Origin of the sequence: Halomonas sp. HAL1, from assembly GCF_030544485.1 — a bacterium.
In the GTDB taxonomy this organism is placed as follows: domain Bacteria; phylum Pseudomonadota; class Gammaproteobacteria; order Pseudomonadales; family Halomonadaceae; genus Vreelandella; species Vreelandella arctica.
The window spans coordinates 3,129,751-3,156,273 of sequence record NZ_CP130610.1 but is presented as its reverse complement, the minus strand read 5'-3'; the positions used below and the strand labels follow the sequence as shown (position 1 = coordinate 3,156,273).

The 26,523-nt window shown below is 54.1% G+C and carries 23 protein-coding genes; 12 read left to right on the top strand and 11 right to left on the bottom strand.

From position 1 onward, the window contains the following. The first annotated feature begins 198 nt into the window (after positions 1 to 198). Entirely contained in the window at positions 199 to 849 is a 651-nt protein-coding gene (locus Q3Y66_RS14830) for a peroxiredoxin (RefSeq protein ID WP_008956299.1), read from the top strand. Between the two features lie 54 nt (positions 850 to 903). Here the strand turns inward: Q3Y66_RS14830 and Q3Y66_RS14825 are convergent, their stop codons facing one another. Then, entirely contained in the window at positions 904 to 2,175 is a 1,272-nt protein-coding gene (locus Q3Y66_RS14825) for a PAS domain-containing methyl-accepting chemotaxis protein (RefSeq protein WP_008956300.1), read from the bottom strand. Positions 2,176 to 2,522: 347 nt separating this feature from the next. On the opposite strand from Q3Y66_RS14825, the gene Q3Y66_RS14820 reads away from it, so the two are divergent. Then, positions 2,523 to 3,299: a ZIP family metal transporter gene (locus Q3Y66_RS14820; RefSeq protein WP_008956301.1), complete on the top strand. Its 777-nt coding sequence runs from the start codon at positions 2,523 to 2,525 to the stop codon at positions 3,297 to 3,299. 7 nt (positions 3,300 to 3,306) lie between these two features. On the opposite strand, the gene Q3Y66_RS14815 is transcribed toward Q3Y66_RS14820, so the two are convergent. Further along, positions 3,307 to 3,786: a helix-turn-helix domain-containing protein gene (locus tag Q3Y66_RS14815; RefSeq protein WP_008956302.1), complete on the bottom strand. Its 480-nt coding sequence runs from the start codon at positions 3,784 to 3,786 to the stop codon at positions 3,307 to 3,309. A gap of 68 nt (positions 3,787 to 3,854) precedes the next feature. On the opposite strand from Q3Y66_RS14815, the gene Q3Y66_RS14810 reads away from it, so the two are divergent. After that, positions 3,855 to 6,059 (top strand): heavy metal translocating P-type ATPase, encoded by a 2,205-nt coding sequence (locus tag Q3Y66_RS14810; RefSeq protein WP_008956303.1) that lies wholly within the window; start codon positions 3,855 to 3,857, stop codon positions 6,057 to 6,059. A gap of 25 nt (positions 6,060 to 6,084) precedes the next feature. On the opposite strand, the gene Q3Y66_RS14805 is transcribed toward Q3Y66_RS14810, so the two are convergent. After that, the gene (locus Q3Y66_RS14805; RefSeq protein ID WP_008956304.1) at positions 6,085 to 7,098 is read right to left on the bottom strand and encodes an isocitrate dehydrogenase; all 1,014 of its coding nucleotides are present in this window, start codon (positions 7,096 to 7,098) and stop codon (positions 6,085 to 6,087) included. A gap of 535 nt (positions 7,099 to 7,633) precedes the next feature. Here Q3Y66_RS14805 and Q3Y66_RS14800 point away from each other — a divergent pair. The 3 genes from Q3Y66_RS14800 to cfa all read left to right on the top strand — a co-directional run bounded on the left by Q3Y66_RS14800 (position 7,634) and on the right by cfa (position 11,370). Next, positions 7,634 to 9,124 (top strand): SulP family inorganic anion transporter, encoded by a 1,491-nt coding sequence (locus tag Q3Y66_RS14800; protein WP_008956305.1) that lies wholly within the window; start codon positions 7,634 to 7,636, stop codon positions 9,122 to 9,124. A gap of 19 nt (positions 9,125 to 9,143) precedes the next feature. Next, complete coding sequence (locus Q3Y66_RS14795) at positions 9,144 to 10,001, top strand: universal stress protein (protein WP_008956306.1); 858 nt, start codon at positions 9,144 to 9,146, stop codon at positions 9,999 to 10,001. Positions 10,002 to 10,206: 205 nt separating this feature from the next. Further along, on the top strand, positions 10,207 to 11,370 hold the full coding sequence (gene cfa, locus Q3Y66_RS14790) for a cyclopropane fatty acyl phospholipid synthase (RefSeq protein WP_035586125.1): 1,164 nt from the start codon (positions 10,207 to 10,209) through the stop codon (positions 11,368 to 11,370). Here cfa and Q3Y66_RS14785 read toward each other — a convergent pair. The 3 genes from Q3Y66_RS14785 to crcB (Q3Y66_RS14775) all read right to left on the bottom strand — a co-directional run bounded on the left by Q3Y66_RS14785 (position 11,367) and on the right by crcB (Q3Y66_RS14775) (position 13,271). Next, positions 11,367 to 12,329, bottom strand: coding sequence for an arsenic resistance protein (locus tag Q3Y66_RS14785; RefSeq protein ID WP_008956308.1), 963 nt, complete (start codon positions 12,327 to 12,329; stop codon positions 11,367 to 11,369). The genes cfa and Q3Y66_RS14785 overlap by 4 nt on opposite strands. Before the next feature lie 172 nt (positions 12,330 to 12,501). Continuing rightward, positions 12,502 to 12,888: a fluoride efflux transporter CrcB gene (gene crcB / locus Q3Y66_RS14780; protein WP_008956309.1), complete on the bottom strand. Its 387-nt coding sequence runs from the start codon at positions 12,886 to 12,888 to the stop codon at positions 12,502 to 12,504. Further along, entirely contained in the window at positions 12,885 to 13,271 is a 387-nt protein-coding gene (gene crcB, locus Q3Y66_RS14775) for a fluoride efflux transporter CrcB (protein ID WP_008956310.1), read from the bottom strand. Before crcB (Q3Y66_RS14775) ends, crcB (Q3Y66_RS14780) begins: the two co-directional genes overlap by 4 nt. A 170-nt stretch (positions 13,272 to 13,441) precedes the next feature. Between crcB (Q3Y66_RS14775) and Q3Y66_RS14770 the strand changes: the two genes are divergently transcribed. Continuing rightward, the gene (locus Q3Y66_RS14770; protein ID WP_008956311.1) at positions 13,442 to 14,368 is read left to right on the top strand and encodes a universal stress protein; all 927 of its coding nucleotides are present in this window, start codon (positions 13,442 to 13,444) and stop codon (positions 14,366 to 14,368) included. A gap of 58 nt (positions 14,369 to 14,426) precedes the next feature. Here the strand turns inward: Q3Y66_RS14770 and Q3Y66_RS14765 are convergent, their stop codons facing one another. After that, entirely contained in the window at positions 14,427 to 16,118 is a 1,692-nt protein-coding gene (locus Q3Y66_RS14765; protein WP_008956312.1) for a 2-isopropylmalate synthase, read from the bottom strand. A gap of 193 nt (positions 16,119 to 16,311) precedes the next feature. On the opposite strand from Q3Y66_RS14765, the gene Q3Y66_RS14760 reads away from it, so the two are divergent. Both Q3Y66_RS14760 and Q3Y66_RS14755 read left to right on the top strand, forming a co-directional pair. Then, entirely contained in the window at positions 16,312 to 16,797 is a 486-nt protein-coding gene (locus Q3Y66_RS14760; protein WP_008956313.1) for an Lrp/AsnC family transcriptional regulator, read from the top strand. 81 nt (positions 16,798 to 16,878) lie between these two features. Next, a complete protein-coding gene (locus Q3Y66_RS14755) occupies positions 16,879 to 17,238 on the top strand; it encodes a RidA family protein (protein WP_008956314.1) in 360 nt (119 codons plus the stop codon). Between the two features lie 11 nt (positions 17,239 to 17,249). Here Q3Y66_RS14755 and Q3Y66_RS14750 read toward each other — a convergent pair whose 3' ends face one another. The 4 genes from Q3Y66_RS14750 to Q3Y66_RS14735 form a co-directional block, all read right to left on the bottom strand. Then, the gene (locus Q3Y66_RS14750) at positions 17,250 to 18,113 is read right to left on the bottom strand and encodes a MurR/RpiR family transcriptional regulator (protein ID WP_008956315.1); all 864 of its coding nucleotides are present in this window, start codon (positions 18,111 to 18,113) and stop codon (positions 17,250 to 17,252) included. After that, positions 18,103 to 19,869, bottom strand: a complete 1,767-nt coding sequence (locus Q3Y66_RS14745) for an EAL domain-containing protein (protein WP_008956316.1) — start codon at positions 19,867 to 19,869, stop codon at positions 18,103 to 18,105. Before Q3Y66_RS14745 ends, Q3Y66_RS14750 begins: the two co-directional genes overlap by 11 nt. Further along, a complete protein-coding gene (locus tag Q3Y66_RS14740; protein WP_008956317.1) occupies positions 19,866 to 22,478 on the bottom strand; it encodes an ATP-binding protein in 2,613 nt (870 codons plus the stop codon). Before Q3Y66_RS14740 ends, Q3Y66_RS14745 begins: the two co-directional genes overlap by 4 nt. An 88-nt stretch (positions 22,479 to 22,566) precedes the next feature. Beyond that, a complete protein-coding gene (locus tag Q3Y66_RS14735) occupies positions 22,567 to 23,922 on the bottom strand; it encodes an aldehyde dehydrogenase family protein (protein WP_008956318.1) in 1,356 nt (451 codons plus the stop codon). A 179-nt stretch (positions 23,923 to 24,101) separates the two neighbouring features. On the opposite strand from Q3Y66_RS14735, the gene Q3Y66_RS14730 reads away from it, so the two are divergent. From Q3Y66_RS14730 to ispD, 3 genes are all read left to right on the top strand, one after another. After that, positions 24,102 to 25,253 (top strand): GNAT family N-acetyltransferase, encoded by a 1,152-nt coding sequence (locus Q3Y66_RS14730; RefSeq protein WP_035586127.1) that lies wholly within the window; start codon positions 24,102 to 24,104, stop codon positions 25,251 to 25,253. 211 nt (positions 25,254 to 25,464) lie between these two features. After that, on the top strand, positions 25,465 to 25,803 hold the full coding sequence (gene ftsB / locus Q3Y66_RS14725; RefSeq protein WP_008956320.1) for a cell division protein FtsB: 339 nt from the start codon (positions 25,465 to 25,467) through the stop codon (positions 25,801 to 25,803). After that, positions 25,800 to 26,507 (top strand): 2-C-methyl-D-erythritol 4-phosphate cytidylyltransferase, encoded by a 708-nt coding sequence (ispD, locus tag Q3Y66_RS14720; RefSeq protein WP_008956321.1) that lies wholly within the window; start codon positions 25,800 to 25,802, stop codon positions 26,505 to 26,507. Before ftsB ends, ispD begins: the two co-directional genes overlap by 4 nt. Positions 26,508 to 26,523 lie beyond the last annotated feature (16 nt).

Sequence of the window (26,523 nt, the reverse complement as noted above, 5' to 3'; positions counted from 1 at the left end):
GCTTATTGTTATGCAACGGCGCCTTAGGGCGCCGTTGTACGTTTTATCGTTAGGGTTTTACGCCTTTATACTGGGCTTGGCCATACAGAGTGAACGTTGTCTTGCCACTGGCTGTCTTAGCACTGAATGATCTATAGTGAAGGCGTTGAAAGACAAATAAAGTATTAGGGCGTTCAACGTCCAATAAGGAGGAAAGCAATGTCATTACGTATCAATGCAGTCGTGCCTGATTTTAAAGCGGAGACTAGCCAGGGGCCGATTCAATTTCACGAATGGATTGGCGATAGCTGGGCTATCCTATTTTCACACCCCAAAGACTTTACCCCGGTCTGTACGACGGAATTTGGTGCTGTTGCCACCCTGAGCGAAGAGTGGAAAAAACGCGGCACCAAGGTGATTGGTGTATCGGTAGATGGCGTGGAAGACCACAAACGCTGGGGCACCGACATTAAGAACGTCTCCGGCAGCGATGTTGATTTTCCTATCATCGCCGACGATAGCCTGACTGTTTCCAAGCTATTCGATATGCTGCCTGAAGATGCCTATTTACCTGATGGCCGCACGCCGGCAGACAGTGCCACGGTGCGTTCGGTATTTATTATCGGGCCGGATAAGCAGTTGAAGCTCTCGATGACATACCCCATGACCGTGGGGCGTAATTTTGCTGAAATTCTGCGTGCCCTGGATGCACTGCAAACCACCACGAAGCACGGTGTTGCCACTCCGGCTGACTGGATGGTAGGGCAAGACGTCATTATTCCCCCTAGCGTTTCTGATGAAGACGCCAAACAGAAATATGGCGAATACGAAACGATCCTGCCCTATTTGCGCAAAACGCCCCTGCGTTAACAGCGTGGTATAAGCTAAAAAAGCCAGTACATCAGTGCTGGCTTTTTTATTGGATCAGCGAGGAGATTCCAACGCTAGCTGCTCAATAGACGTTGACACACTGCGCGCACCAATCAGTATTTCATTCACAATGACCTCAATTTCGCCCACGCTGGCTTGGCTCGATTTGCCCTGTTCCACCACCTGCTGCATAGCATGCGTAGTGCGTTCCACCAATGCACTGTTGTCTTTAAGCACTCGGGTAATTTCTTCAACCGCTTCGCTGGAGCCCTTGGCTAAACGGCGTACTTCATGCGCGACCACCGCAAAACCGCGGCCTTGCTCGCCGGCTCGCGCTGCTTCTACCGCCGCATTAAGTGACAACAGATTGGTCTGATTGGCAATTTGCGCAATTGAGGCGGTGATTTTATTAATTTGATCAGCTTGTTGATTAAGGGCTGCTATTAAGCTCTGTGCCTCGTTGAGCGTGTGTGTGGCTTGTTCTGAATCCTCAAGTATTTGTTTGAGGTGGATTAAGCCGCTCTGGGCTATTTTTTCAGTCTGTGTTGATGAAGTTTGCGCCGTATTAACCGTGACATGCGCTGCTTCTGAGGCTTGAATTGAGCGGGTAATATCGGTGGCAAATTTGACTACTTTGATGATTTTTCCTTGCTCATCGTGGATTGGATTATAAGTAGCTTCCAGCCAGATGGTGTTACCACGGGCATCAATGCGCTCGAATTTACCCTGCTTCAGTTCGCCACGGCTTAACTGCTCCCAAAAATCAGGGTGCTGCTGGTAAAACGCATCAGGGCAAAATTGACGGTGATGAACACCTCTTATCTGTTCAGCTGCGTAGCCCATTGTTTGTTCAAAATTACTGTTTGTATCCAGCACATACCCATCTGGAGTGAATTCAATCACTGCCATAGAGCTATTCAGAGCCTGAAGAATGGCTCGCTCACGCGCCGCATTTTGATGTTTGTCTGTAACGTCGCTAGCGACTTTAAATATTTGTATAACTTTTCCACGCCGGTTTTTGATGGGTATATAGGTCGCTTCAAGCCAAATTTCTTTCCCTTCAGCGTTTAAGCGCCGAAAGCGCCCTTGCTGGCTGTAGCCTGCGGCGAGTGTTTCCCAAAAAGCGGCGTATTCGGGCTGGTTGGTTTCTTCAGGAAAGCAAAACATACGGTGATGCTGTCCCTTAACCTGCTCGAGCGTGTAGCCCACAGCGTTCAAAAATAGAGGGCTTGCCTCTTTAATCTCACCAGCAGGGGTGAATGAAATACAGGCAGTATGTTGCAATAGGGCGCTATGTTGAGGTGAATGGCGGTGAAGGCTTAGCATTTATAAAATGTCTCGATCGTATAGGGCTTGTATAGTTATGCAGATCATAATAGACATTCCGTGTAAAATCACTTTTTTGTAGCGATATAGCACACAATGTTATTAACACATTGTAAGTGAAATTTTACATGCAGCGGAATAGAAGGGGGCTTGGTTATTGAGACCGCCAGGCCTAGGTGTTAATTGACTCGTTGGCGATGCGCAATGCAGAGTGAGGCGGGCGAGGTGACGATCGCCGATTTTGGCCTAGTCGGGCCTTTCTCCAGCGACTTTTCGTACAAAACCTAGACAACAACGTGTCGTTCTGTTTTATGTCTTGCTAATTGCTAACCGGGTTTATGTTGTTCATGGAAAATACGTTGTTATTAGGGTTTTTGGGCAGCTTAACGGCCGGGCTGCTAACGGCTGTAGGCGCATTACCAGTGCTGCTAGGCAAAGCGCCCAGCCGTGGCTTTCGCGATTTGGCGCTGGGTTTTGCCGCTGGGGTGATGCTGGCGGCGTCGTTCTTTTCGCTGATTATTCCCGCGCTGGATGCTGCTGAAATCTATTATTCCGGCGGACCAGTGCCCGCTGCGATTGTGTGTACCGCTATTTTGTTAGGCATGGGCGCGATTGCGCTGCTTAACGAGCATCTTCCCCATGAGCATTTTGCCCAGGGGCGCGAAGGGCCAGCGGCTGCATCACTGCGCCGGGTATGGTTGTTTGTATTTGCCATTACCATTCACAACCTGCCAGAAGGCATGGCGGTGGGCGTCGGTTTTGGCGCCAATGGGCTAGAAGGCGGCATGCCGCTGGCGATCGGCATTGGCCTGCAGAACATGCCGGAAGGGCTAGCCGTCGCGGTTGCGTTGATGGGCGAGGGCTACTCGAAGTGGCGCTCCTGGTCGATTGCTGCGCTAACCGGCTTGATCGAACCCATTGGTGGGCTGTTTGGCGCCAGTATTGTCAGCGTTTCGCAAATACTGCTGCCATGGGGCTTAGCCTTTGCCGCTGGCGCCATGCTGTATGTGATCAGCCATGAAATCATTCCTGAAACCCACCGATCCGGCCATCAGAAGAAAGCCACCTTTGGTTTAGCGATGGGGCTGGTGATTATGCTGTTTCTGGATGTGTGGCTGGGCTAACTTCACGTTAACCGATGACATCCGCGCCACCGTGGGGGCCAGAGTGCTCACACAGGCGATGGTCGCTCAGCACGTCAATAATATGGCACTGGCCAATATTGCCTCCCGCGCACTGATTGATCATGCGCTGTAGCTCATCGCGCACCGCGGTTAGCCGCGCAAGCCGTGCTTCTACTTCGGCTAGGTGATGTTTAGCCAAGGTATCGACCTCTTCGCAAGGCATGGCGGGATAATCCGCCATTTGTAAAAGCTCCCGTACGGCCTCAACCGAAAAGCCAAAATCCCGCGCATGACGAATAAACGTTAATCGACGGACAGCCGACGCCGTATAGCGGCGCTGGTTGCCTTCGTTGCGCGGTGCTGAAGGCAGTAGACCAATGCGCTCGTAATAGCGCACCGTTTCCGGTTTGCAGCCGGACTCACGTGCCAGTTCACCAATGCCAATATAACGCTCAGTGGTGGAGAGCGTTGGAGAATGTTCTTTCATTACTTGAACCTCTAGTCGCTACAGGTATTACGCTGCTCTTAAGATAGTCGAACTGGGAGTTCCATGCGATGAGTCACACGACCCCTACTAAAACCACGCAAGATAAGACCCCACAAGCGACGGCCACGCCCACCACTCTGCGAGTACAGGGCATGGATTGTGGCGGCTGCGAGCGTAAAGTCGAAGCGGCGCTAACGCGTTTAAACCATGTCGAAGAAGTCTCCGCGAGTTCTGTTACCGGCTCGGTGCGATTGACCGCGCTGCCTGGGAAAACGCTGCCCCATTCCGAGATAGAGTCGACCATCACTGCATTGGGTTACCAGGTAATTGATGAGTCGGCGGACACGGTTGAAGCGACCACTCATACGCCTTGGTGGAAAACGCCTAAAGGGCGTTTAGTGCTTGTGAGTGGGGTATTGCTGGCGCTTGCTTGGGCGCTTAAATTTGCCTGGCCTAGCCTGGGCACTTGGCCGTTTGTCGTCGCAACGGTGGTTGGCCTTGTGCCGATTGTTCAGCGTGCTGGGCAGGCGCTGAAGATGGGGAATCCATTCACCATTGAGATGCTGATGAGCATTGCCGCCATTGGGGCGCTGGCGATTAACGCCGCCGCCGAAGCCGCGGTCGTGGTGTTTTTGTTTGCGGTGGGGGAAATGCTGGAAGGGGTTGCCGCCGCCCAGGCGCGCCGCAGTATTTCCGCGCTTTCTAAGCTGACGCCCTCTACCGCGCGATTAATGGAGCAAGGCAGCATTCGTGACGTCGCTGCCGCTTTACTTCAGCCCGGCCAGCGGGTGCAGGTACGCCCTGGTGACCGGCTACCCTGCGATGGACTTATTATGGCGGGACGCTCCTCAATTGATGAATCACCAGTCAATGGTGAATCGGTGCCGAGTGAGCGTGGTGAAAGCGAGGGAGTGTTTGCGGGCACCGTCAACCTGGACGGCGTGCTGGAGGTCGAGGTAACCAAAAGCGCTGAAAACAATACAATTGCCCGAGTGATCAAGCTGGTGGAGGAGGCCCAGGCGGCGAAAGCACCGGTGGCGCGTTTTATCGACCGCTTTGCTTTTTACTATATGCCTGCGGTGGTGGCAGTAGCGCTGCTGGTCGCTATTATACCGCCGCTGGTGTCGCCAATGCTGTGGTCGGAATCCATCTACCGCGCCCTGGCGCTGCTGTTGATCGCTTGTCCCTGTGCGCTAGTGATCTCGACCCCCGCGGCCATTGCAGCAGGCTTGTCGGTGGGCGCTCGTCACGGCCTGTTAATGAAAGGCGGCGCGGTATTAGAGCAGTTAGGCAAGCTTAAACGGGTCGCGCTGGATAAAACCGGCACGCTAACCGCGGGCATGCCCACGGTGACAGATGTTGAGAGCTTTGAAACTGACGGCAGTGTTGATAAAAACAGGCGGGATGAAATAGTGCGTCTCGCCGCTGCGCTGGAGCAGGGCTCGAGCCACCCCCTCGCCGTGGCGATTAGTGAGTATTTTCACCGGCAGCAGGATGCTCCGCTGCCTACTGTGCAAGGTGCCCATGCGCTAGCAGGGCATGGCGTTGCTGGGCGGGTGGATGGGCGTGAGTTAATGCTGGTAAGTCCGCGCTACTTGCAACGTTTCAACTGGCCCACCAGTGACGGCGATAAGCGCATTGCCGCGCTGGAAGCGCAGGGTAAAAGCGTGGCCGTCTTGATAGAAATAGAGGTAGAAAATGAGCGCCCGTTAGGGCTGATTGCCTTGCGTGATGAGCCCCGTGAAGATGCTCGCGAAGGACTCCAAGCGCTTGAGCGCCTAGGCGTACAGGCCCTGATGCTTAGTGGAGATAACGCCCGCACCGTGGCCGCCATTGGTGAGCAGTTGGGCATTGAAGCCGAAGGCGAGCTGATGCCCGAAGACAAAGCCCAGCGTGTGCGCCAGTGGCAGGCACAAGGTCTTGGGCCGATAGGTAAAGTGGGCGATGGTATTAACGACGCACCGGCGCTCGCGGCAGCGGAAGTAGGTATTGCGATGGGCAGCGGCACCGATGTGGCGCTAGAAACCGCCGACGCCGCTTTGCTTAAAAACCGCGTAGCGGGCATTGCCGAAATGATTGCGCTCTCCCGGGCGACCATGCGTAATGTTAAAACCAATGTGGCCTTGGCGCTTGGCTTTAAAGCGCTGTTTCTGGTCTCTACCGCGCTGGGAATTACGGGGATGTGGGTCGCGGTAATGGCGGACACCGGGGCGACCGTGCTGGTCACCCTCAATGCGTTGCATTTATTACGTTACCGCTTTAACGACGTTTAAGACAAACCACCTGGTTAGTTATGAACTAGCCCTGTACGTACTCGACCAACGCCTGGGCAAAGGAATCGGTGCTGCCGGTTCCGCCCATGTCGGGGGTCACCATATCGCGGCGGGTTTCCAGCACGGTACGAATACCCTGGCGGATAGCGTCGCCTTTCTCGTTCATGCCCAGGTGATCGAGCATTTGCGCGGCAGCCAGCAGTAGGGCACAGGGGTTAGCAATGTTTTTGCCTTCGATATCCGGCGCGGAGCCGTGCACGGCCTCAAAGATTGCCGCTTTTTCGCCGATGTTCGCCCCAGGCGCCAGGCCCAGACCACCGACCAAGCCAGCACATAGGTCAGAGAGAATATCGCCAAACAGGTTGGTAGTGACCACCACATCGAACTGATGCGGGTTCATCACCAGCTGCATGCAGGCGTTATCGACGATCATCTCCTGGAATTCGATCTCGGGGTACTCTTTGGCGATCTCACGCGCCACGTCCAAGAACAGCCCAGAGCTGGTTTTGATGATGTTGGCTTTATGTACCGCGGTGACTTTTTTGCGGCCGTTGTTTTTGGCCAGCTCAAAGGCGTAGCGCACAATACGTTCAGAGCCCTTGCGGGTGACTTTAATCACCGAAATGCCGGTATTGCCGTCGTCGATCATTTCCTGACCGTCGGAAAGGTAGGCGCCTTCGGTGTTTTCGCGCACGGTGATCATGTCGATGTCGTCGTAACGCGATTTAGTGCCGGGGAAGCTAATCGCAGGACGCACGTTGGCGTAAAGATCAAAGTGACGGCGCAGCTGTACGTTGATTGAGGAGAAGCCCTTGCCAATCGGCGTAGTCAGCGGGCCTTTAAGGGCAATGCCGTATTTTTCGATGGCATCCAGCGATTCCTGGGGAATCAGCGTGCCGTGCTTTTCAAGTGCGCCCAGGCCGGCGTCAATATGTTGGTAGGTCAAGCCGCAATCTAACGCGTCGAGTACTCGTAGCGTGGCCTGCATAATTTCGGGGCCGATACCGTCGCCTTTGATGACTGCAATAGATTGGCTCATGTGCTGCTCCTCTTTAATCGGCAGGCTTATTCGGCATGCTTATGGGGCAAGGAATGGCGTGCCGCTTCAACGTGAAAAGTTGGGATTAAATGTCTCTTTTAGCGGTGCAATGGTACGCCAAATTGAACCTAGAGGGCACCCTGCAAAGGGTGTAGGACGGGTGCAGTCAGCAATAATTGCTGCTAGAATGCGGCGGCTTATTACAACGCGATTTAACATTGCGTTCTTCTGACAGGCGTTCTTCTGACAGCAAGGCATAACAGTAATGACCCTCTCAAATTCAACACAAGTACTACCCACTTCAGGGCTGATGACTCCGCCCTAGGTTTCCCCCTCCCCAAGCGATACGTCTAGACACGTTAATTGCGTTGTCATGGCGTTACGGCATGCTATTGCCATTCTTCCGCCGATTGGCGGGCCGAACCTTAGATTGCTCCAGCACTGGCTCATTAGTCTGATACCGCGCGTCTTGCGTGCGCCACTGTGTCGCGTCGAGGGTTTGTACTATTTTAACCTCCAGCCATGGACTCCCTGAATGTCTCTCTATAGTAAGCAAGAGTGGTTTTCCAATATTAAAGGCGACACGCTCTCGGGAATCGTGGTCGCCCTCGCGCTGATTCCCGAGGCGATTGCCTTTTCAATCATCGCAGGCGTTGACCCCAAAGTTGGTCTTTATGCCTCATTCTGTATCGCAGTAATTATTGCCTTCACCGGTGGTCGCCCCGGCATGATTTCAGCGGCAACTGGCGCTATGGCGTTACTGATGGTGACGCTGGTGCGCGAACATGGGCTTGAATATCTACTGGCGGCAACGCTGCTTACCGGTGTACTGCAGATTATAGCCGGTTACCTGAAACTCGCGGATTTGATGCGCTTCGTGTCGCGCTCAGTGGTTACCGGGTTTGTTAATGCGCTGGCGATTTTGATTTTCATGGCGCAACTACCGGAATTGACCGATGTGACCTGGCATGTATATGCCATGACGTTGGCGGGCTTGGGCATTATCTATCTGTTCCCCTATTTACCGATCATCGGTAAATCGATTCCTTCACCGCTGGTCTGCATTGTGGTGCTTACCGCGGTCTATATGATCAGCGGGATGGATATCCGCAGCGTCGGTGATATGGGAGAACTGCCCGATACGCTGCCTGTTTTTCTGTGGCCCAGTGTGCCGCTGAACCTGGAAACGCTATGGATCATTTTACCTTACGCGTTGATGCTGACTGTGGTGGGCCTGCTTGAGTCGATGATGACCGCCACCATTGTCGATGACCTGACCGATACGCCGAGTAATAAAAATCGCGAATGTAAGGGGCAGGGGCTTGCCAATATTGGCTCTGGCCTACTGGGTGGCATGGCGGGCTGCGCCATGATTGGTCAGTCGGTGATCAATATTAAATCCGGTGGACGTACTCGCCTTTCGACACTAATAGCAGGTGTGGTGTTGCTGATGATGGTGGTCTTCCTGTCCGATTGGGTGTCGCAGATACCCATGGCGGCGCTGGTGGCGGTAATGATCATGGTATCAATCGGCACCTTTAGCTGGGAATCGATCCGAGACCTTAAAAAACACCCCCTAAGCACCAATATCGTCATGTTGGCTACCGTGGCGGTCACGGTCAGTACGCACAATCTGGCGATCGGAGTGTTTGTTGGTGTTCTGCTTGCCGCGCTGTTCTTCGCTAACAAAGTGGGGAACATTCTCTACATCGGGTCACGAGAGATCGAAGCTGGCAAAGAGCGTGAATATCAAGTAGTCGGCCAAGTGTTCTTCGCCTCTTCTGAGCGTTTCACGGCCGCTTTCGATCTCAAGGAAAGTATCGAGAAAGTGACGATTGATCTTTCCCGAGCACACTTCTGGGATGTGACTGCCGTACAGGCGCTGGATCGGATCGTGATTAAATTCCGCCGTGAGGGTACTGAAGTAGAGCTTGTTGGTTTGAGCGAAGCCAGCGCGACGGTAGTGGATCGCTATGCGGTTCATAACGACCCCGAAGCGGTTGAAAAGTTGATGGGCGGCCACTAACCAACGCAAGGAGCGCAACATGACAGATCAGGTATTAGCCGCTATTGACGGCTCCCAGTTTTCCGAAGGCGTCTGCGATTACGCTGCCTGGGCAAGCTCGGCCATGGATGCACCGCTAACCTTTGTGCATGTAGTCGACAACCATTCGGACGTACCCGAAGAGCAGAACCTTTCCGGCAACCTGCGCTTCGGTGCCCGCGAACGGCTGATGAAAGAGCTTTCCGAACTTGATGAACAGCGCGCGAAGGTGAATCGCGAGCAGGGCAAGTTGATGCTGGAAGCCGCCAAAGAGCGCGCAATTGAGGATGGGGTCAGCGACCCCGCCACACGCCAACGCAATGGCACCCTGGTGGAAAGCCTGCTGGAGCTTGAGAAGGACATACGTTTACTGGTGGTGGGCAAGCGCGGTGAAACCGCCCATCAGGCCAGTGGCCACCTTGGCTCTAACCTTGAGCGGGTGGTGCGTGAATTGCACCGCCCCATCCTGATGGTGCCAAAAACCTTCAATCGGCCTGAAAAGATATTGATGGCCTTTGACGGCAGCAAAACCGCCCGAAAAGGCGTCGAGATGCTGGCCCGTTCGCCGCTGTTTGCAGGCACCGAGTGCCATGTGCTGATCGTGGGTGCAGAAACGGCTGAACGCCGCTCCGAGCTTGAGTGGGCGTTAAGCACGTTGCGTGAAGCTGGCCACCAGACCGAAGGCGCTATTCGTGCTGGCGAGGTCGACGAAGCTCTGCAAGCCTACGAAAAAGAGCACAGTATTGACCTGCTGGTGATGGGCGCCTATGGGCACTCGCGCATTCGCCACTTGCTGGTAGGTAGCACAACCACGGCCATGCTACGTGGTAGCCGCATACCGGTACTGATTTTGCGCTAAGGCTCACTAAGCAGCAGCGCATCACCTTTTAGCTCGCATTGCGACTTCTTCTCTGCCGCCGGCCCTCGTAATTGAGTGGCCGGTTTTTTTGTATTTAATTAGCGTTAAGGTAGCTTATTTAACAATGCTAATGTTGCAATGCGGTTCTATGCTGATAGTCAGGTTGTTATCTATTCATACACTGGAATAGTGCGAGGAGCCTGCCTTGAATATGCCTATCTTAGAGAGAACAGTCCCTCTTGGCTTCGATGAAGCCTCTCCTTCCCATCGTTTTGTCGCCGAGTTGCTGGCCCAAGCCGATATTCAACTGGATGGCCAACGCTCCTGGGACATACAGCTAAAAGCACCCGGCGTTATCGATAGCGCCCTTTCACGAGGTAACCTCGGGCTTGGCGAAAGCTATATGAAAGGGGATTGGGACGCTGAGCAACTAGACGAGCTGTTTTACCGCTTAATGCGTGCCCAGCTTGGGCAGCGTATCAAGCCTACTCAGCTGGTGTATTACTCATTACGTTCGCGCCTACTAAATCGCCAAACCGTTAAGCGCGCATGGGAAGTGGGCGAAAAGCATTACGATCTGGGTAATGACTTCTATGCTGCCATGCTCGATCAACGCATGACGTATACCTGCGGTTACTGGAAACATGCTGAAACGTTGGATGAAGCCCAGGAAGCCAAGCTTGATCTCGTTTGTCGAAAACTTCAATTGAAACCAGGTATGCGCGTGCTGGATATCGGCTGTGGTTGGGGCAGCTTTATGGCCTACGCTGCCGAGCATTACGGCGTTGAATGCGTGGGCCTTACGATCTCTAAGGAGCAAGCCGAGTTCGGGCAGCGGCTGATCAAAAAAGGCTTGCCGGTTGAGTTTCGCTTGCAGGATTACCGTAATGAGCACGAGCAGTTTGACCGCATTGTCAGCATCGGCATGTTCGAGCACGTGGGGCATAAAAACTATCGTGAATTTATGAGTGTCGCAAACCGATGCTTAAAAGATGACGGGCTGTTTTTGCTACATACCATTGGCAAAAATCTAAGTAACACGGTTACCGACCCCTGGATTGATAAGTACATTTTCCCCAATGGGGAGCTGCCCACCTTGGGGCAAGTCACGGAGGCTGCTGAAGCGCTTTTCGTGGTAGAGGATGTACATAACTTTGGGGCTGATTACGACCGTACGCTGATGGCTTGGCATCAAAATTTTGAGACTCACTGGCCGACGTTTAAAGCCCAGTATGGCGAGGGGTTTTATCGCATGTGGCGCTACTACTTATTATGCTGCGCCGGTGCTTTCCGCGCCCGGGAAATCCATCTCTGGCAGTTGGTGATGAGCAAGAAGGGGGTGCTGGGAGGCTATCACCGCATCAGTTAATGTATTTTCTCTGGCAATAGCTTACTAGGCACCCAGCGTAAAAATGCCACCATGCCAAAGAGCTCGATGAGTGATTGAAACACAATCACGACTACCGCTGCCTGCCAAGCGCTGGGTAGCGTCAGGGCGATAGGTAGCATTACAAAGGAGTTGCGCGTGCCAAAGCTAAAGGCCAGGGTTCGGGCGCTAGCGGTGGGCAAGGCAAACAGCTTGCCTAGGCCTTTGCCCAGCAGGGCTGCGAAGAGTAAAAAGCCGATAAAGATAAAGACGACCTGAGCCAATACCTCACTAAGCCCGAATACAGTGTGAACCTGCGAGGCGGCAATCATAAATACCACCAGCGCCAATAGCGGCACGGGCAGTAGTCCTAGGCAGGTAACGCCGCGTTTAATGCCGCGGTGGCGTTGGGCAAGGTATTCAGTCAGCCAAGCGAGCACTAACGGCATGAGAATAAGGCCGGTAAAGGCACTCAGTAGCTCTTTAGAAAGCGTTAACTGAAACCATTCACTGCCTAAAAACAGCCAAAGATAAACCGGTAGCGCAACCATCTGCACCAGCAGCAGTAGCGGGGTGGCAGCTATCGCACGGGCGGCATCGCCTTTGCCTAAATGCGTGAAGGTGATAAACCAATCGGTGCAGGGTACTAGCAGTACCAGCAGAACGCCTGCCAGCACCGCGGGAGAAAGCGGTAGCCACAAAACGAAAAGCGCTAAAAAGGCGGGAATGGCAATAAAGTTGCCGGTTAGTAATGCCGCCATAAAGCGCTTGTCAGTGAAGCTGCGGGCAATGTTCAGTAAGGGGATTTGAGTAAAGGTGGCATACAGTAGTATGCCTAATAGAGGCCATACTAACGGCGCTAGGCGCTGAGCAAATCCCGGCGCCCCGATGCCTAGTGCTAAACCCAAGCCAATGAATAGCAGGTAGAGCCAAGACTGATACTGTTCCATCTGATCGCGCATACTGGATCGTCCTTTGGCTGACGGTTTTGCTAGGGTTTGTACGAAAAGTCGGCGAGCGATGGCTAGACAAGGCAAAAATCAACGAAAAAGCGGAGTTTACAGGGTGTAAATGAGCATTTTGAGATGATTTTTAACGCCGTATAGACGAGCGCAGGCAGTTTTCGTACAAAGCCTAACGAGAAAGCGCCATGCGTTCACCCACAACGGCGGCGCCCAGCCAAAGCGGCAGGCTGACCACAATATAAACCAGCGCCATAACTGGTTTGCCCACCTGCACCAAATGCAACGTCTCTAAGCTAAACAGCGAAAAGGTGGTAAAGCCGCCGCAAAACCCGGCGACCAGTAACGGTTGCAAATGCGCGAGTGCGCTGTGGGATGAGCGCGAGAAGGTGGCAGCCAACCAGCCGATTAAACAAGAACCCAGCACGTTGACGATGAGTGTTCCCCACGGGAAATAACCCCCTAATGCCGCCTGAGATAATAGCGAAACGCCGTAGCGCAGGGCGCTGCCCACACCGCTACCGATACCCACCGCAAGGTACGCTTTCCAGGCACTCATAAGCTCGCTCCAGACAAGAACCAGCCAAGGCTGACCATGGCTAAGCCAAGCAGCAGCGTGGCCCCTACATTCACGCTGGCGCGCAGTTGCTGGCCGCCTTGCCATAGCTCTATGGTCTGCAAGCTAAAAGAAGAAACGGTGGTGTAGCCACCCAGTAAACCGGCGACAGTGAACAGCCATAAAGGTGAGGGGGCGTTGGCGATATCTAGGCTGCCGAGTAGCCAGCCCGCTAGAAACGCGCCGCTGGCATTAACCGCCAGGGTTCCCCAGGGAAAGGCCTTACCGAGATAGCGGGCCAGTAAATTGGAAACCGCAAACCGCCCCATGCCACCCAGCGTGCCGCCGAGTGCGACTAATAGGACGTTTGTTAAGCCATAACCCATGCTTTCCCCCTTAGGCGCTAAATAAATAGGCCGCCAAGTTTAGCATGTGCGTTTTATAGCGTCCGAAGCACGCAAGATTGTTTTGGGGTGTCGCACGTCAATCAGTTGGTGTAGAAAAGGTCGAGAATATAACAACAATGTTGATGCACCCGCTCAAGGAGAAATACCCCATGTCAGATCGCGTGTTGGCCGCTATCGATAGTTCTCAGTTTTCAGAAGGTGTGTGTGATTATGCAGTCTGGGCCGCTAAAGCGTTGAATGCGCCGCTTAGTTTTATCCACACCGTAGATAATCACGCTCAGGTCACCGAGCCCGATTTAACCGGTAACCTGGGATTAGGTACCCGAGAGCACCTGCTGGAAAAACTCTCGGGTATTGAAGAGCAGCACGCAAAGGTCTCCCGCGAGCGCGGCCGCCTGCTGCTAGACGCGGCCAAAGAGCGTGCGGTAAGCGCCGGTATTGCCGAGCCGAAGTGCTTGCAGCGCAACGGTGCGCTGGTGGAAACCCTGGTCGAGAACGAAAAAGAAGTGCGTTTACTGGTAGTCGGCAAGTGTGGCGAGACGGCGCACCAAGCCAGCTGGCATTTAGGTTCCAACCTTGAGCGTGTGGTGCGGGAAATGCACCGGCCGATTCTTATGGTGCCGAAACAGTTTACCCAGCCGCATAATGTGATGATGGCGTTCGATGGCAGCAACACCGCGCGTAAAGGCGTGGAAATGCTGGCTAAAAGCCCGCTGTTTGAAGGCGCCACTTGCCACGTCGTGATTGTGGGCGCAGAAACGGCAGAAAACCGTTCACAGCTAGCCTGGGCACTGGAAACGCTGCGCGGGGCCGATCACTCCGCCGAAGGGTCCATCCGCGCGGGCGAAGTAGAAGAAACGCTACGTACTTATAAACAAGAGAACGGCATTGATATGCTGGTGATGGGTGCCTACGGCCACTCGCGCATTCGCCACCTGCTGGTGGGCAGTACTACCACCACGATGCTGCGTAAAGCGCAGCTGCCGGTGTTGATTTTGCGCCGATCCACGTGGGAAATGCCGAAAGTAGAGCAGGGTGTGCAATATTTGTCTTCGACACGCTTGCTGGCGATGTAGATGAATCCCTGCTTAAGTCAGGCTACATCGCCAGTTTAGGATTGGATGACAGCGGCGGTTACAGCGTCAGCTCTGCTTCCTTGGAATATGATTCCTTTGCCACTGTTTGAGCGGCGAAATTGATACCCGCGATGATCGCCTTGAGCGATGCACTTACCGTATCGCTATCCTCGGCTACCGCGCAGAGCCGCTGACCATCGATATTGAGCTGTACAAAGGCAATGGCATTGGCTTCGCTGCTGGCACCGAGGGAGTGCTCGTTGTAATCGATAATGCCGACGCTACTGCCGGAGTGGCGTTGCCACGCATCGGTAAATGCGGACATCGCGCCATTACCCTTGCCTGAAAGACGTAGCGTGTCGTCACCTTGTTGCAGCGTGAGCTCAATACCTTCCTGCTGGCCTTTGGAAAGCCGGTAGTCGACTAGCGAGAGCGGCGCTTCCTGGGTGAAGTGGTCAAACATCACCTGGCGAATCATTTTGCTGGAGAGTTCGCTGGCGCGTTTTTCGCTCTCTTGCTGCACGTAAGGCGCCAAGGCCAGCATCATCCAACGCGGCAGGTTAATGCCGTAATCGCGTTCCAGCAGGAAGGCCATGCCGCCCTTACCGGACTGGCTGTTGACGCGAATGACGGCCTGATAGTCGCGGCCGATGTCATGGGGGTCGATGGGCAGGTAGGCCACTTGCCACGGCGCGTCGGGCTTCTGATGCTTGAGCGATTTACGGATCGCATCCTGGTGGCTGCCTGAGAAAGCGGTGTAGACCATCTCGCCCACCCAAGGGTGGCGTGGGTGAATCGCAATCCCTGTGCACTCGTTGACCACCTGAATGATTTCGTCAGGATTGGAGAGGTCCAGTTCAGGATCAATGCCTTGGCTATAAAGGTTCATCGCCAGGGTGACGATATCCATATTGCCGGTACGCTCGCCATTTCCCAGCAGGGTGCCTTCTACCCGCTCGGCACCGGCCAGCAGGGCGAGCTCGGCGGAGGCGACAGCGCCACCGCGGTCGTTGTGGGTATGCACCGAGATGATCACACAGTCACGGCGGCTGATGTGCTGGCAGAAGTATTCAATCTGATCGGCGTGATGATGGGGACCCGCCACTTCCACGGTGGTGGGCAGGTTGAGAATGCACTTGTTGTCCGGCGTTGGTTGCCAGACGTTCATTACCGCTTCACAGATCTCCAGTGAGAAGTCGATCTCGGTGCTGGAAAAGCTTTCCGGGGTGTACTCGAAACACCACTCGATATCGGGGTATTGATCGGCGTAGGTTTTGACCCAAGTGGCGCCCTGTACCGCGATATCCACAATACCGGCGCGGTCCATCTCAAAGACCCGCTCGCGCTGAACCGTTGAGGTGGAGTTATACAGGTGAACAATGGCGCGCTTGGCGCCTACCAGCGAGGCAAAGGTCTTCTCGATCAGGTGTTCGCGACACTGCACCAGCACCGCAATCGTGACGTCATCAGGAATTTGCTCCTCTTCGATCAGCCAGCGCACGAAGTCGTAATCGGGCTGGCTGGCCGAAGGAAATCCCACCATGACCTCTTTAATGCCTACTTTAATGATCTGATGCCAGAAGCGCTGTTTCTGCTCAACGGTCATCGGCTCAAGTAACGCCTGGTTACCGTCGCGTAGGTCTTCGCTCACCCAGATCGGCGCGTGATCAAGGTCACGATCCGGCCATTGGCGATTGAAGGCAGGCACACGGGGCGCAGGGCGATATTTGCGATGATCAAAAGCAGACATGGTGGTTTCCTAATCGTAGCTGAGTGATTGAATCGGCTGCTTGTGGCGACCGTGCTAATTTGTTCACTGCTTTTGGCAGCTTACTTAGTGTAAAAGGTTTGCCGCGCTAGGTTCTTGCGAAGATAGGGCTGATAAGAACATAATTGGCATAATATGTCGTTCTGGTTAACTATTTTGGTAGGAGCTGCCGGTTATGTCCGTGTCGCCATTGGTGTTGGATCGTTTTGATCGTCATATCCTGGATATAGTGCAGCAGGAGGGGCGCATCAGTAATCAGGAGTTGGCCGATCGCATTGGGCTTTCGCCTTCGCCGTGTTTGCGCCGGGTGAGGGCACTGGAAGAGCATGGTTTAATCCTGCATTACCGTGCCGAGGTAGATTCCCGCCAGCTGGGTTATCAACTGATGGCGCTGCTGCATATCTCCATGGATCAGCACACGCCGGAGCGCTTCGATAATTTTGAGCGCCATATTCGCGAGATACCCAACGTCATTGAGTGTTTGATTATTACCGGTCAGGCGGCGGATTTTCAGCTCAAGATTCTGGTCCGCGATATGGACGACTATCAGCACCTGCTCCTGCACGTGATTAACCGGATTGAAGGCGTGACGGGGGCGCACACCAGCTTTGTGCTGCGGCGGGTCTTTGAACATCGCCCGGTGCCTACCGATCGGCTTTGATAGCCTTACTGCCTTTGGCATGGTCAAAGGTAAGCTAAGCGGTTTAGACTGCTTTTTTTCTACTTATTGGGAGTTTGCACTATGACGATTCAGCGCCACGATACGAAAGCCCGCATGAGCCGTGCGGTGATTCACCAAGGGGTTGCCTATTTGTGTGGTCAAGTGGCTGGTCCTGAGGCCCGTAATGGCGATATTACCGCGCAAACGGAAAGCATGCTGGCACGGGTGGATGCGTTACTGAAAGAGATTGGTTCAAGCCGTGAACAGTTGCTTAGCGCGACGGTTTACCTAAAAGATGGCAGCGACGTTGCTGCCATGAATGAGGTATGGGACGCCTGGGTGCCGGAAGGCTACGCCCCGGCGCGCACCTGCGTGTGCGCACCGCTGCCAGCCGATGAGCTGAAAGTGGAAATTACCGTGACTGCCGCCGTCAGTGAGTAAACACTCAATACTCACTTACCGGGCTTTTCCACCGGAAAGCGGGTGTCGCGTAGGCTGTCTTTGATTTTCTTGAGGTGGGGTAAGAAGTCTTCGCCACGCCTCAGGGTCACCCCGGTGGCCAGCGCATCAATCAGCGTTAATTGGATTACCCGCGAGGTCATCGGCATGTAGTGGTCGGTGTCTTCGGGCGTTGCGACTTCAAGCGTGGCAGTGCACTCATGCGCTAACGGTGAATTGGGCGCGGTAATGCCCAGCACCACCGCTCCGGCATCCCTCGCCAAGCGGGCAATATCCACCAGTTCCCGGGTGCGGCCGGTGTAGGAAATAATCACCACCACATCCCCAGTATGGCAGGCGGCGGCGACCATGCGCTGCATCAACACATCGATGTAGGCCATCACCGGCAGGTTGAAGCGGAAGAACTTGTGTTGGGCATCCTGGGCCACTGCCCCAGAAGCGCCCAGCCCAAAAATATGGATCTGTTTTGCCTGGGTGAGGTAGTCGACCATGCGCTCGATGGCGGCCATGTCGATTTCACGCTGTGCTTCGTCTAGTGCGGCTATGGTGGCGCCAAAAATTTTTTGGGTGTACTGGGTGGCGGTGTCGCCAGGCTCAACGGCCCGGGTCACATAAGGCGTGCCTCCGGCCAAACTCTGAGCGAGCTTGATTTTGAAATCGGGGTAGCCTTTGGCGCCAAAATTGCGACAAAAACGGTTAACTGTAGGCTCACTAACGCTTGCCGCCTGAGCCAAGCTGGCAATGCTAAGGCTGGTAGCGACCGTTGGGTCCTCAAGAATTACATTGGCGACTTTACGCTCCGAGCGATTGAGTTCTTCTAAACGTTCGCGTAAGCGGTCAAGTAAGTCATGAGCCATTAACGGCCTCCCTAGGAGAAGTAGAAAGAAGCGGCTGCCATTCGCTGCACCAGGCCACAAAGGCCTCGGCAGGCAGTGGGCGAGCGTAAAAGTAACCTTGTGCAGCCTCGCAGCCAATTGAGCTTAAATACGCCGCTTGGGCGGAATTTTCGATGCCTTCTGCCACCACATCGCAGCCTACACTATGCGCAAGCTGGGTTATCGTTTGCGCCAGTTGTCGATCAATGGCGCTGGTTTCCAGGTCCATCACAAAGGCGCGATCGATTTTGAGTGTCGAGAAAGGCAGCGTTTTAATATACGCCAGTGACGACTGGCCTGTACCAAAATCATCAATAGCGACTGCGATATTCATTTGGGCCAGTTGTGCAAGCTGTTGGCGAGCGTGGTTCATATCGCTCATCAACCCGGATTCTGTTACTTCCAGGGCAAAGAAGCGCTGGGGAATCTGCTGCTCTTCAAGCCGCGCCAAGAGCTGTTGGGCAAAGTCTTTACGCGTTAGCTGGCGGGCGGCCACGTTGACGGCAATATGGAAGTCGTCATTGAGCAGCCCTTGCGCCCGCCAAAGGTTGATGTAGCGCATCGCCTCATTGAGCACCCAGTCACCGATGGCAAGAATATCACCGCTGGCTTCTGCCAGTGGAATAAACTCACCAGGGGAGATAACGCCGAACTCTGGATGGTGCCAGCGTAGGAGTGCTTCTGCGCCTATAATTTTGTGATCGGCCAGCGATAGTTTGGGCTGAAAAGCGAGCGACATTTCACCTCGTTCGGTGGCGCCGCGTATCGCCTGCTGAATGTGTAGCTGATGGCGCTGCTTCGCCTCAATCGCTGGCGTATAACATTGGACGCGTAGCGCCCCTTCGGTCGGCAACGCTAAGGCAGCCATATGCACCAGGCGCTCAGTCTCAAAATGGCTCGTTTCACCGCTAATCCCGATACGTGCGCTAAGGGGAAGCAGCAGCTCATCCAACGCCTGATCTTGCTCAAAGCAGCTCAACAGCTGTTCAGCCAGTTGCGTCAGCTTGGCTGAATCTGCCGTTGGTGTGATAACCAGGAGTTCGCTGCCGCCCCATAAGCCGAGCAGGCAATCAGCGCTAAGCTGTTGTCGCAGCTGCTGGCTAATGTGACGCAGCAATTGGTCGGCGACCTGGTAGCCGTGCAGGCGCACCACATCATCTAATTTATCGAGCGCAATAAACAATAGCCCTGTGCCGGAGGCTTGAAGGGCCGCCGCTTGCAATGCCTGGCTTAATCCGCGGCGATTAGGTAATTGGGTAATAGAGTCAGTGCGCGACTGGCGATCAAGCTCTTGGGTGCGTTTAGCGACCGTCAGTTCTAACGTATCGGCCTGCTTGTCGCGTATTTGATAGCGGTGCTCAATGTTCAACGTATTGCGTATACGCTGCAGGACTTCATCCTGCTTAAAGGGCTTGGTGATAAAATCACGAACGCCCAAAGCGAGAGCACGTTGACGGGTGGCGTCGTCGATTTGTGCGGTGAGCACAATGATCGGAGGCATCTGCTCTTTAAAGTGGGCACTCAATTGCTCGATAACCGCGTAGCCATCTAAATGGGGCATACGGATATCCAGCAGTAGCAGATCAGGCATCTGCAACTGACAGTGGCTAAGCACTTCCCGTGGATCATTGATACCGTGAACATTCTCGAAGCCATACTCGTCGAGTAGGTCGAGCAATAATTCGATATTAACCGTGTTGTCATCGATAACAAGCATGTGTTTTTCGGTAAGACTCATGGCACCTCCCTTAACACAGTCGGTAAAAACTGGCGAAGTGTACGGCTAAGCTTCTCGATATCGATGGGTTTAGTCAGGTAATCAGCAAACCCGGCGGCTAAACCATAGCGAAGATCGCGATCCATAGCGTTGGCCGATAGGGCAATCACATTAATATGCTGGAGTGCGGGTGTTTTCTGCATCTCCGCTAACGCTTGATAGCCATTCATACCGGGTAAATGAATATCCATTAACACTAAATCAGGCGGCGAGTGACGCATGATTTCAAGCCCTAGTTCTGCACTGGACACCGTCTGAAGCTCAATATTGGGATAGTCTTCTATAATGTCATCCATCAACCGTTGGTTAGTTGGATTGTCCTCAATATAAAGCAGCTGAAAGATGTGCTCAGTCTCGTTGGTGGTCTCTGCGACTTCACTAGGCAGCACGTTTTCTTGCGGTAGGCTCTGGTCGTTGATAGGTAACGTAAACCAGAAGGTGGATCCTTGTCCTGGCGCGCTTTCCACACCGATGCGCCCTTGCATCCGCCCTATGAGTTCGCGGGTGATGGCTAAGCCGATACCCGTACCTTCCGTTGTGCTCTGCTCGGCATCAAGGCGATTAAACGGTTCAAATAGTTCATGTTGGCGCTCGACAGCAATGCCTTTTCCCGAATCGGTAACGCTAATACATAGCTCATCGTTCTCTTGCGTTACCGCAATGCCGATAGTGCCATGGTGACGGTTATATTTAATCGCGTTGGAGAGCAGGTTAAGTAGCACTTGTTTGGTGCGGGTGTAATCCGCGCTGGCTTGCCAGTGGAGCGGGTGGGGTGTGCGAACTAACGTAATGCCCGCCGCTTCGATGTTGGCTTCAAGCGTACTGCAAGCATCGTCAATCACGTTGGCCACTACGATTGCCTCAATAGATAGCGTCAGATGACCTGCTTCTATTTTGGCGAGATCGAGTACCTCATTGATTAAACTCAGCAAATGAAGCCCGCTTTTCTCAATTTGTGTTACTTGGCGCTGCTGCTTTTCAGTCAGTGGGTCGCGCCGCCCTTTGCCTAGTAACTGAGAAAACCCAATGATGGCATTGAGCGGGGTGCGCAATTCATGGCTCATTGAGGAGAGAAATTCGCTTTTAGCCTGATTGGCTATTTCCGCTTGATCTCTGGCGTGAGCCAAATCTTTGGTGACCTCTTCACGCTCAGCCATTTGGCTGTAAAGGTTGATCAGCAGAGCGCAGGTATCGGTAAACGGCTGCAGCCAATCCAGCAGTGCCTGATTGAGCGGCTGTTTGCTATTGGCGATGGCAAACATGCCGATTAGCCGCTCGCCGCTGAATATGGGTACACCCAGGTAATTATGCAGCGGTGGATGGCCCGGGGGAAAGCCGCCGCGTTTGACGTGGCTATAAACGTCATCGGTCATAATCACTTCGCCAAACGCAAACACACGGCCGAGCAGCGATTTGGGGTTGGTGAGGGTCATATCACCGCTACGCAGCCGCTCCATCAGGTGGCGAGACTCTTCGCTCCAGGAAAGGTCGGTAATCGCATGGATTTTAAGCGCGTTGGTGGTCGTGGTGGTCATCACTTCGCCAATCAGCGCGTAGTCACTGTCGGTAAGCTCGCGAAGCGCTTCCATTAAGAAGGTCCATAGGCGTTTTCCCGACATCAGCGCTTGATAATCCGTAATGCCTTGGTGGAGGATTTTGAGCAGCTTCTGCTCTTTGTGCATCCTGCGGTTGGCGTTGTAAACATCGGTTAAATCGGTGAGTACGCCTAAAAACTCGACCACGTTTCCGTGATCATCGTGGATGGCATTAATCGCGAGATGAACCGGTATATAACGCCCCTCTTTATGTAACGCCTCGACTTCACGGCCACGCCCAATGACTTTGGGCTCGTGACCGGCAATATAGCGGGCGATAAACGAATCGTGCTGTGAGCTTATGCCTGGGGGCGTAAGGACAGAGACATTTTTGCCGAGTAGCTCGCTCTCTTCATAACCGAGAAGGTTCAGTGCGAAGGGGTTGATGCCAATAATCAGGCCCGCGTGATCAATACGTATCTTGGCGGTGGCGCTTTTGTTGAACAGCGCCTCAAAACGGCGTGCGGTATGGGCGAGGTCCACCTGCAGCTTATGCTGGTGCAGTAGCTCTTCTACCTGACCGGCCAAACTGCCGAGTAACATTAAGTCGCGCTCGCTGAAGGCGCGAGGCTGGCGATCAATGATGCACAGTGTGCCTACCGGCATGCCATTGATTGGCCGTAATGGGTAACCTGCGTAAAAGCGGATATGTGGCAGGTCGCCGACCAGGGGGTTATCTCTAAAGCGCTCGTCGTGAAGCGTGTCTTCGATCACCAGTGGCGCATCAAGCGCAATGGCATGGGCGCAGAAAGAGACTTCACGGCTGGTTTCACAGGTATCAAGTCCCTGGTGCGATTTAAACCATTGGCGCTCTTGATCGACTAATGAAACCAGCGCAATAGGCACATCAAACAGGTCACGGGCCAATTGCGTCATACGCTCAAAAGCCGTATCGAGAGGGGTATCGAGTACCTGTAAAGCATGCAAGGCCGCCAAACGCTGTGTTTCGTTATCAGGTGTTTCTGTGGCTTGCATGACCATTCCAAAGCTGAGAATTAATAAAACATACCATAAGGGTTTTATGCCAATGTATAACTAAATATCGGACATTAACCCGTAAGCTTTAACCAAGCCCAATCAGTTTCATTAGCCAGCGCCGGTAAGGCGGATAAAACATGTGGCTGGGTGTGCGTTTTGATTGATAAAAAACACTACGTAAATGACTAAATCGCTCAAAGCCGTGGCGGCCGTGATAGGCGCCCATGCCACTCTCTCCTACACCACCAAAAGGTAAAGATGGCACTGCGTGATGCAGCAGCGTTGTATTAAACACCAGTGCCCCAGAACGAGTGGTTTCCAGCAGCTGTTGCTGTAAACCTTTATCGTGAGTAAATGCGTAAAGCGCTAATGGGTGGGGGCGGGCATTCACAACGTTGATAGCTGCCGATATATCACTGACGCCAATCACCGGTAGGCAGCGGTTAAACGTTTCTTCACGCATCACCTGAAGGTCTTGATGGGGGTCGATAATCAGTGCAGGCGCATGTGGGCCGTGATCAACGATTCTACAGCCATGATCGTGGGCTTCTTGGAGCATGGCCTCCTGCCGCTGTTGATGAGCTGCATCAATAGGAGACGTGGCTGCGTGGTCGTCGGGTCGCTGCTGTTGAATGGCGTGGCTTAACGCCTTAACCAAGCCGCTAATATGGCGACTCTCTACCAGCACATAGTCAGGGGCAATACAGGTTTGCCCGCCGTTCATGCCTTTGCCGAAAATAATCGCTGCGGCCGCTTGATCCAGGTCGGCATCGCCCGCGACGATAGCGGGCGATTTACCGCCCAGTTCCAGCGTGGTTGGGGTTAAATTCGCCGCCGTCGCTTGGGCGACTTGCCGTCCCACCGCGGTAGAGCCAGTGAATATCAAGTGATCAAACGGTAAGCCGCTAAAACGACGCGCAACCTCCTCATCGCCCTCCACCACGTTGAACTCTTCAGGGGTAAAATATTGCGGTACTAATCGCTTCAGTAGGGCGCTGGTAGCGGGGGAGTGCTTGCTAGGTTTGAGTAACACCCTATTACCCGCTGCAAAGGCGTCAACCACCGGCATTAACGACAAACACCATGGGTAGTTCCAGGGTGATATCACGCCGACAACGCCCAGTGGCTGAGGCGCAATGCGAGCCCGTGCCGGCAGTAGCCGCCAGGGCATACTGACCGCCCAAGGGCGCATCCAGCGCCATAGATTGAGTCTTGCGTGACGAATGGCATGAAGTACCGCGCTGATCTCGGCTATGCGTATTTCCACGTCGCTGCGCTGACCAAAATCGGTTTGAATCGCACGGATAATCTCTAGTTGGTGATGCTTGGTCATGCGCGCAAGGCGGGCCAGTCGTTCACGTCGCACCGTTAGCGTCGGGTAGGGCATTTGATCGGCAGCATGACGCTGCGTTTGGAAGTCACCCGTTAGGTCGCGCTTCATGGCCTCTCCTTGTACGCCGCTATCGGCGCGAGTGATAAGCGTGGGTATCAATGTCGGAATAGATAGTCGGTATAAACGGCTGACGACAATGATTAATGTAAACGGTTAATGCAGTCAGTTAGTGTAAAGTGGTGCTGGTAATTTATATTGCGTTAGCCCCACACTCCCTGGAAGGTGCTATGCCGTTAGATCCACTGTCGCTCACTATTCTACCCACCATTGGGGCCGTCGCGGCAAGCCAGTGGGATGCACTCGTCGATAACGATCAGCCCTTTTTACGCCATGCTTTTTTACACGCACTTGAAGCCAGCGGCTCGGTCAGTGTGGCTACCGGCTGGGAGCCATGTCATCTGAGTGTATGGCAAGGCGAGCAGCTAGTCGCGGCGATGCCTATGTACCGCAAGCATCACTCCTACGGTGAGTATGTGTTTGATTGGGGCTGGGCGGAAGCGTTAGAACACGCCGGTGGTCGTTATTACCCTAAAGCGCTTAGCGCGGTGCCGTTCACACCGGTACCCGGCGTGCGCACGCTGATCGCTGAGCACGCCGATGCCACGGCAGTGCGAGCGCTTCTTGCCGAGGCATGGCGTGAACAGTGCACAAGCCAAGCCCTTTCAAGTTGGCATTTGCTGTTTGCCAATGAAGCGGATGTCACCGCTTGGCAGGCACAGTGCCCCGAGCTTATCACCCGCGAAGGCGTTCAGTTTCAGTGGCGGGATCGTGGCTTTGGCGACTTTGATGGATTCTTGGCCAGCCTGACCTCAAAGCGACGCAAAATGATCAAGCGCGAGCGGCGCTTGGTTGCTGAGCAAGGTTTAACGGTATCGCGCCTGGAAGGCGAAGCGATTACCCCCGCCGATATGGCGCATTTCTATCGCTGCTATGCGATTACCTACCATGAGCGTGGCCGTCCGCCTTATTTAAACCATGATTTTTTTGAACAACTACGCCAAACCATGCCGGACGCGCTAGTGCTGGTACAGGCCCATAGTGAAGGCCGCCCGGTAGCCGCAGCGCTCTATTTTCGTGGCAGTAGCACATTATATGGCCGCTATTGGGGAAGCGAGGTCGTCGCTGACTGTCTCCACTTTGAGGCTTGCTACTACCAGGGGATTGAGTACTGTTTGCAGCATGGCTTAACGCTGTTTGATCCAGGCACCCAGGGTGAGCACAAGCTGGTGCGTGGCTTTGCCCCTCAACGAGTGCGCTCGCTGCACTATATTCGCCATCCGGGGCTTGCTGCCGGTGTCGCTCAGTTTTGCCAGGAAGAGGGCGAGCATGTCAGCGCCTATCGCGAAGCGGCCCATCAAGCGCTGCCATTTAAGCAGTGATTTTAACGATCATTTACGCCGTCATTTAAGTCGACATTAAAACCGATATTAAAACTGCTATTAAAACCGACATTAAAGTAAGGCGCGGCTCGCTGGTGTTGCCCCTTAATGGCATAATGCGCGCCGATAAGCGCTCTTTAGCGGATCAGCGCAGAGGTTGATTCAGCCAGTGCTTTTAATAAACCCAGCCATATACCAAGGGAGAGCAATGATGCGCAAATGGCTAGTGATAACATTGCTCGCGGTGGTGGCACTGCTTCAATACGAATTGTGGCTAGGTAACGGCGGCTGGAGCGATTTACAGCGTGTGGAGCAACGTGTGGCGGTGCAAGAAGCGGCCAATGTGCCCATGCGCGAGCGCAATGCGCGGCTGGCGGCCGAAGTGACGGATTTAAAAAACGGTTTAGACGCCATAGAGGAACGGGCGCGTAGCGATATGGGCATGGTGCGTACCGATGAACAATTTTTCTGGGTGCCTGGTGTGGCAATTGAGAATGAGCTGATCGGTATTAATGCGGGTCTGGTCGCTCCCCAGGAGCCGGCACAGTGAGCCAAACCTGGCTAATCGTTCCTGCGGCGGGCCAAGGTCGCCGCATGGGGGCAGACAAGCCTAAACAGTATTTAACCTTGGCCGATGAACAGCCGGTGTTGGCGCATACCTTGGCTCGGCTGCATCACGCCTTTCCCCACGCCCGCTTGGTACTCTGTTTAGATGCTGATGACCGCTGGTTTTCACCGGGCTGGGTACCTTTTGCGGACTGGCAGCGAGTGCCAGGTGGCAACGAGCGAATGGACAGCGTGTTAAATGCGCTGCACGCCATGGCGGCTGAGGGTGATGATGTAGTGATGGTGCATGATGTGGCGCGTCCCTGTATTACTGTGAACGACCTGCAGGCGCTCTATCAAGCCGCGTCGACACACCCCGCTGGCGCGCTCTTGGCGATGCCGGTAGCCGATACCATGAAGCGTGCCGATAACCAGCGCCTGAGTTCGCGAACCGAACCTCGGGATGGCTTATGGCATGCGCTAACGCCCCAAGGTTTTCGTTACGCGCTACTGCGGCGTGCGCTGGAAACCGCCCGCCAGCAGCAAACACTGGTAACCGATGAAGCCTCGGCAGTCGAAGCCCTGGGCGAATGGCCGCAATTAGTAAGCGGGCGGCGCGATAACCTGAAAATTACCCACCCAGACGACTTAGCGCTGGCAGCTGCGATTATGGCGGCGCAAGCCGCTAACCTGCCTGACAGGCTTTAATCATTAGGAGCTTAGT

Excerpts from the sequence above, each read along its gene's own strand:
- Q3Y66_RS14740 (WP_008956317.1), bottom strand. The coding sequence starts at position 22,478 with ATGCAAGCCACAGAAACACCTGATAACGAAACACAGCGTTTGGCGGCC.
- Q3Y66_RS14815 (WP_008956302.1), bottom strand. The coding sequence starts at position 3,786 with ATGAAAGAACATTCTCCAACGCTCTCCACCACTGAGCGTTATATTGGC.
- Q3Y66_RS14830 (WP_008956299.1), top strand. The coding sequence starts at position 199 with ATGTCATTACGTATCAATGCAGTCGTGCCTGATTTTAAAGCGGAGACT.
- Q3Y66_RS14745 (WP_008956316.1), bottom strand. The coding sequence starts at position 19,869 with ATGAGTCTTACCGAAAAACACATGCTTGTTATCGATGACAACACGGTT.
- Q3Y66_RS14795 (WP_008956306.1), top strand. The coding sequence starts at position 9,144 with ATGACAGATCAGGTATTAGCCGCTATTGACGGCTCCCAGTTTTCCGAA.
- Q3Y66_RS14765 (WP_008956312.1), bottom strand. The coding sequence starts at position 16,118 with ATGTCTGCTTTTGATCATCGCAAATATCGCCCTGCGCCCCGTGTGCCT.
- Q3Y66_RS14785 (WP_008956308.1), bottom strand. The coding sequence starts at position 12,329 with ATGCGCGATCAGATGGAACAGTATCAGTCTTGGCTCTACCTGCTATTC.
- Q3Y66_RS14800 (WP_008956305.1), top strand. The coding sequence starts at position 7,634 with ATGTCTCTCTATAGTAAGCAAGAGTGGTTTTCCAATATTAAAGGCGAC.
- ftsB (WP_008956320.1), top strand. The coding sequence starts at position 25,465 with ATGCGCAAATGGCTAGTGATAACATTGCTCGCGGTGGTGGCACTGCTT.
- Q3Y66_RS14770 (WP_008956311.1), top strand. The coding sequence starts at position 13,442 with ATGTCAGATCGCGTGTTGGCCGCTATCGATAGTTCTCAGTTTTCAGAA.
- Q3Y66_RS14805 (WP_008956304.1), bottom strand. The coding sequence starts at position 7,098 with ATGAGCCAATCTATTGCAGTCATCAAAGGCGACGGTATCGGCCCCGAA.
- Q3Y66_RS14750 (WP_008956315.1), bottom strand. The coding sequence starts at position 18,113 with ATGGCTCATGACTTACTTGACCGCTTACGCGAACGTTTAGAAGAACTC.
- crcB (WP_008956309.1), bottom strand. The coding sequence starts at position 12,888 with ATGAGTGCCTGGAAAGCGTACCTTGCGGTGGGTATCGGTAGCGGTGTG.
- Q3Y66_RS14755 (WP_008956314.1), top strand. The coding sequence starts at position 16,879 with ATGACGATTCAGCGCCACGATACGAAAGCCCGCATGAGCCGTGCGGTG.
- Q3Y66_RS14820 (WP_008956301.1), top strand. The coding sequence starts at position 2,523 with ATGGAAAATACGTTGTTATTAGGGTTTTTGGGCAGCTTAACGGCCGGG.
- Q3Y66_RS14730 (WP_035586127.1), top strand. The coding sequence starts at position 24,102 with ATGCCGTTAGATCCACTGTCGCTCACTATTCTACCCACCATTGGGGCC.
- Q3Y66_RS14825 (WP_008956300.1), bottom strand. The coding sequence starts at position 2,175 with ATGCTAAGCCTTCACCGCCATTCACCTCAACATAGCGCCCTATTGCAA.
- Q3Y66_RS14735 (WP_008956318.1), bottom strand. The coding sequence starts at position 23,922 with ATGAAGCGCGACCTAACGGGTGACTTCCAAACGCAGCGTCATGCTGCC.
- Q3Y66_RS14810 (WP_008956303.1), top strand. The coding sequence starts at position 3,855 with ATGAGTCACACGACCCCTACTAAAACCACGCAAGATAAGACCCCACAA.
- Q3Y66_RS14760 (WP_008956313.1), top strand. The coding sequence starts at position 16,312 with ATGTCCGTGTCGCCATTGGTGTTGGATCGTTTTGATCGTCATATCCTG.
- crcB (WP_008956310.1), bottom strand. The coding sequence starts at position 13,271 with ATGGGTTATGGCTTAACAAACGTCCTATTAGTCGCACTCGGCGGCACG.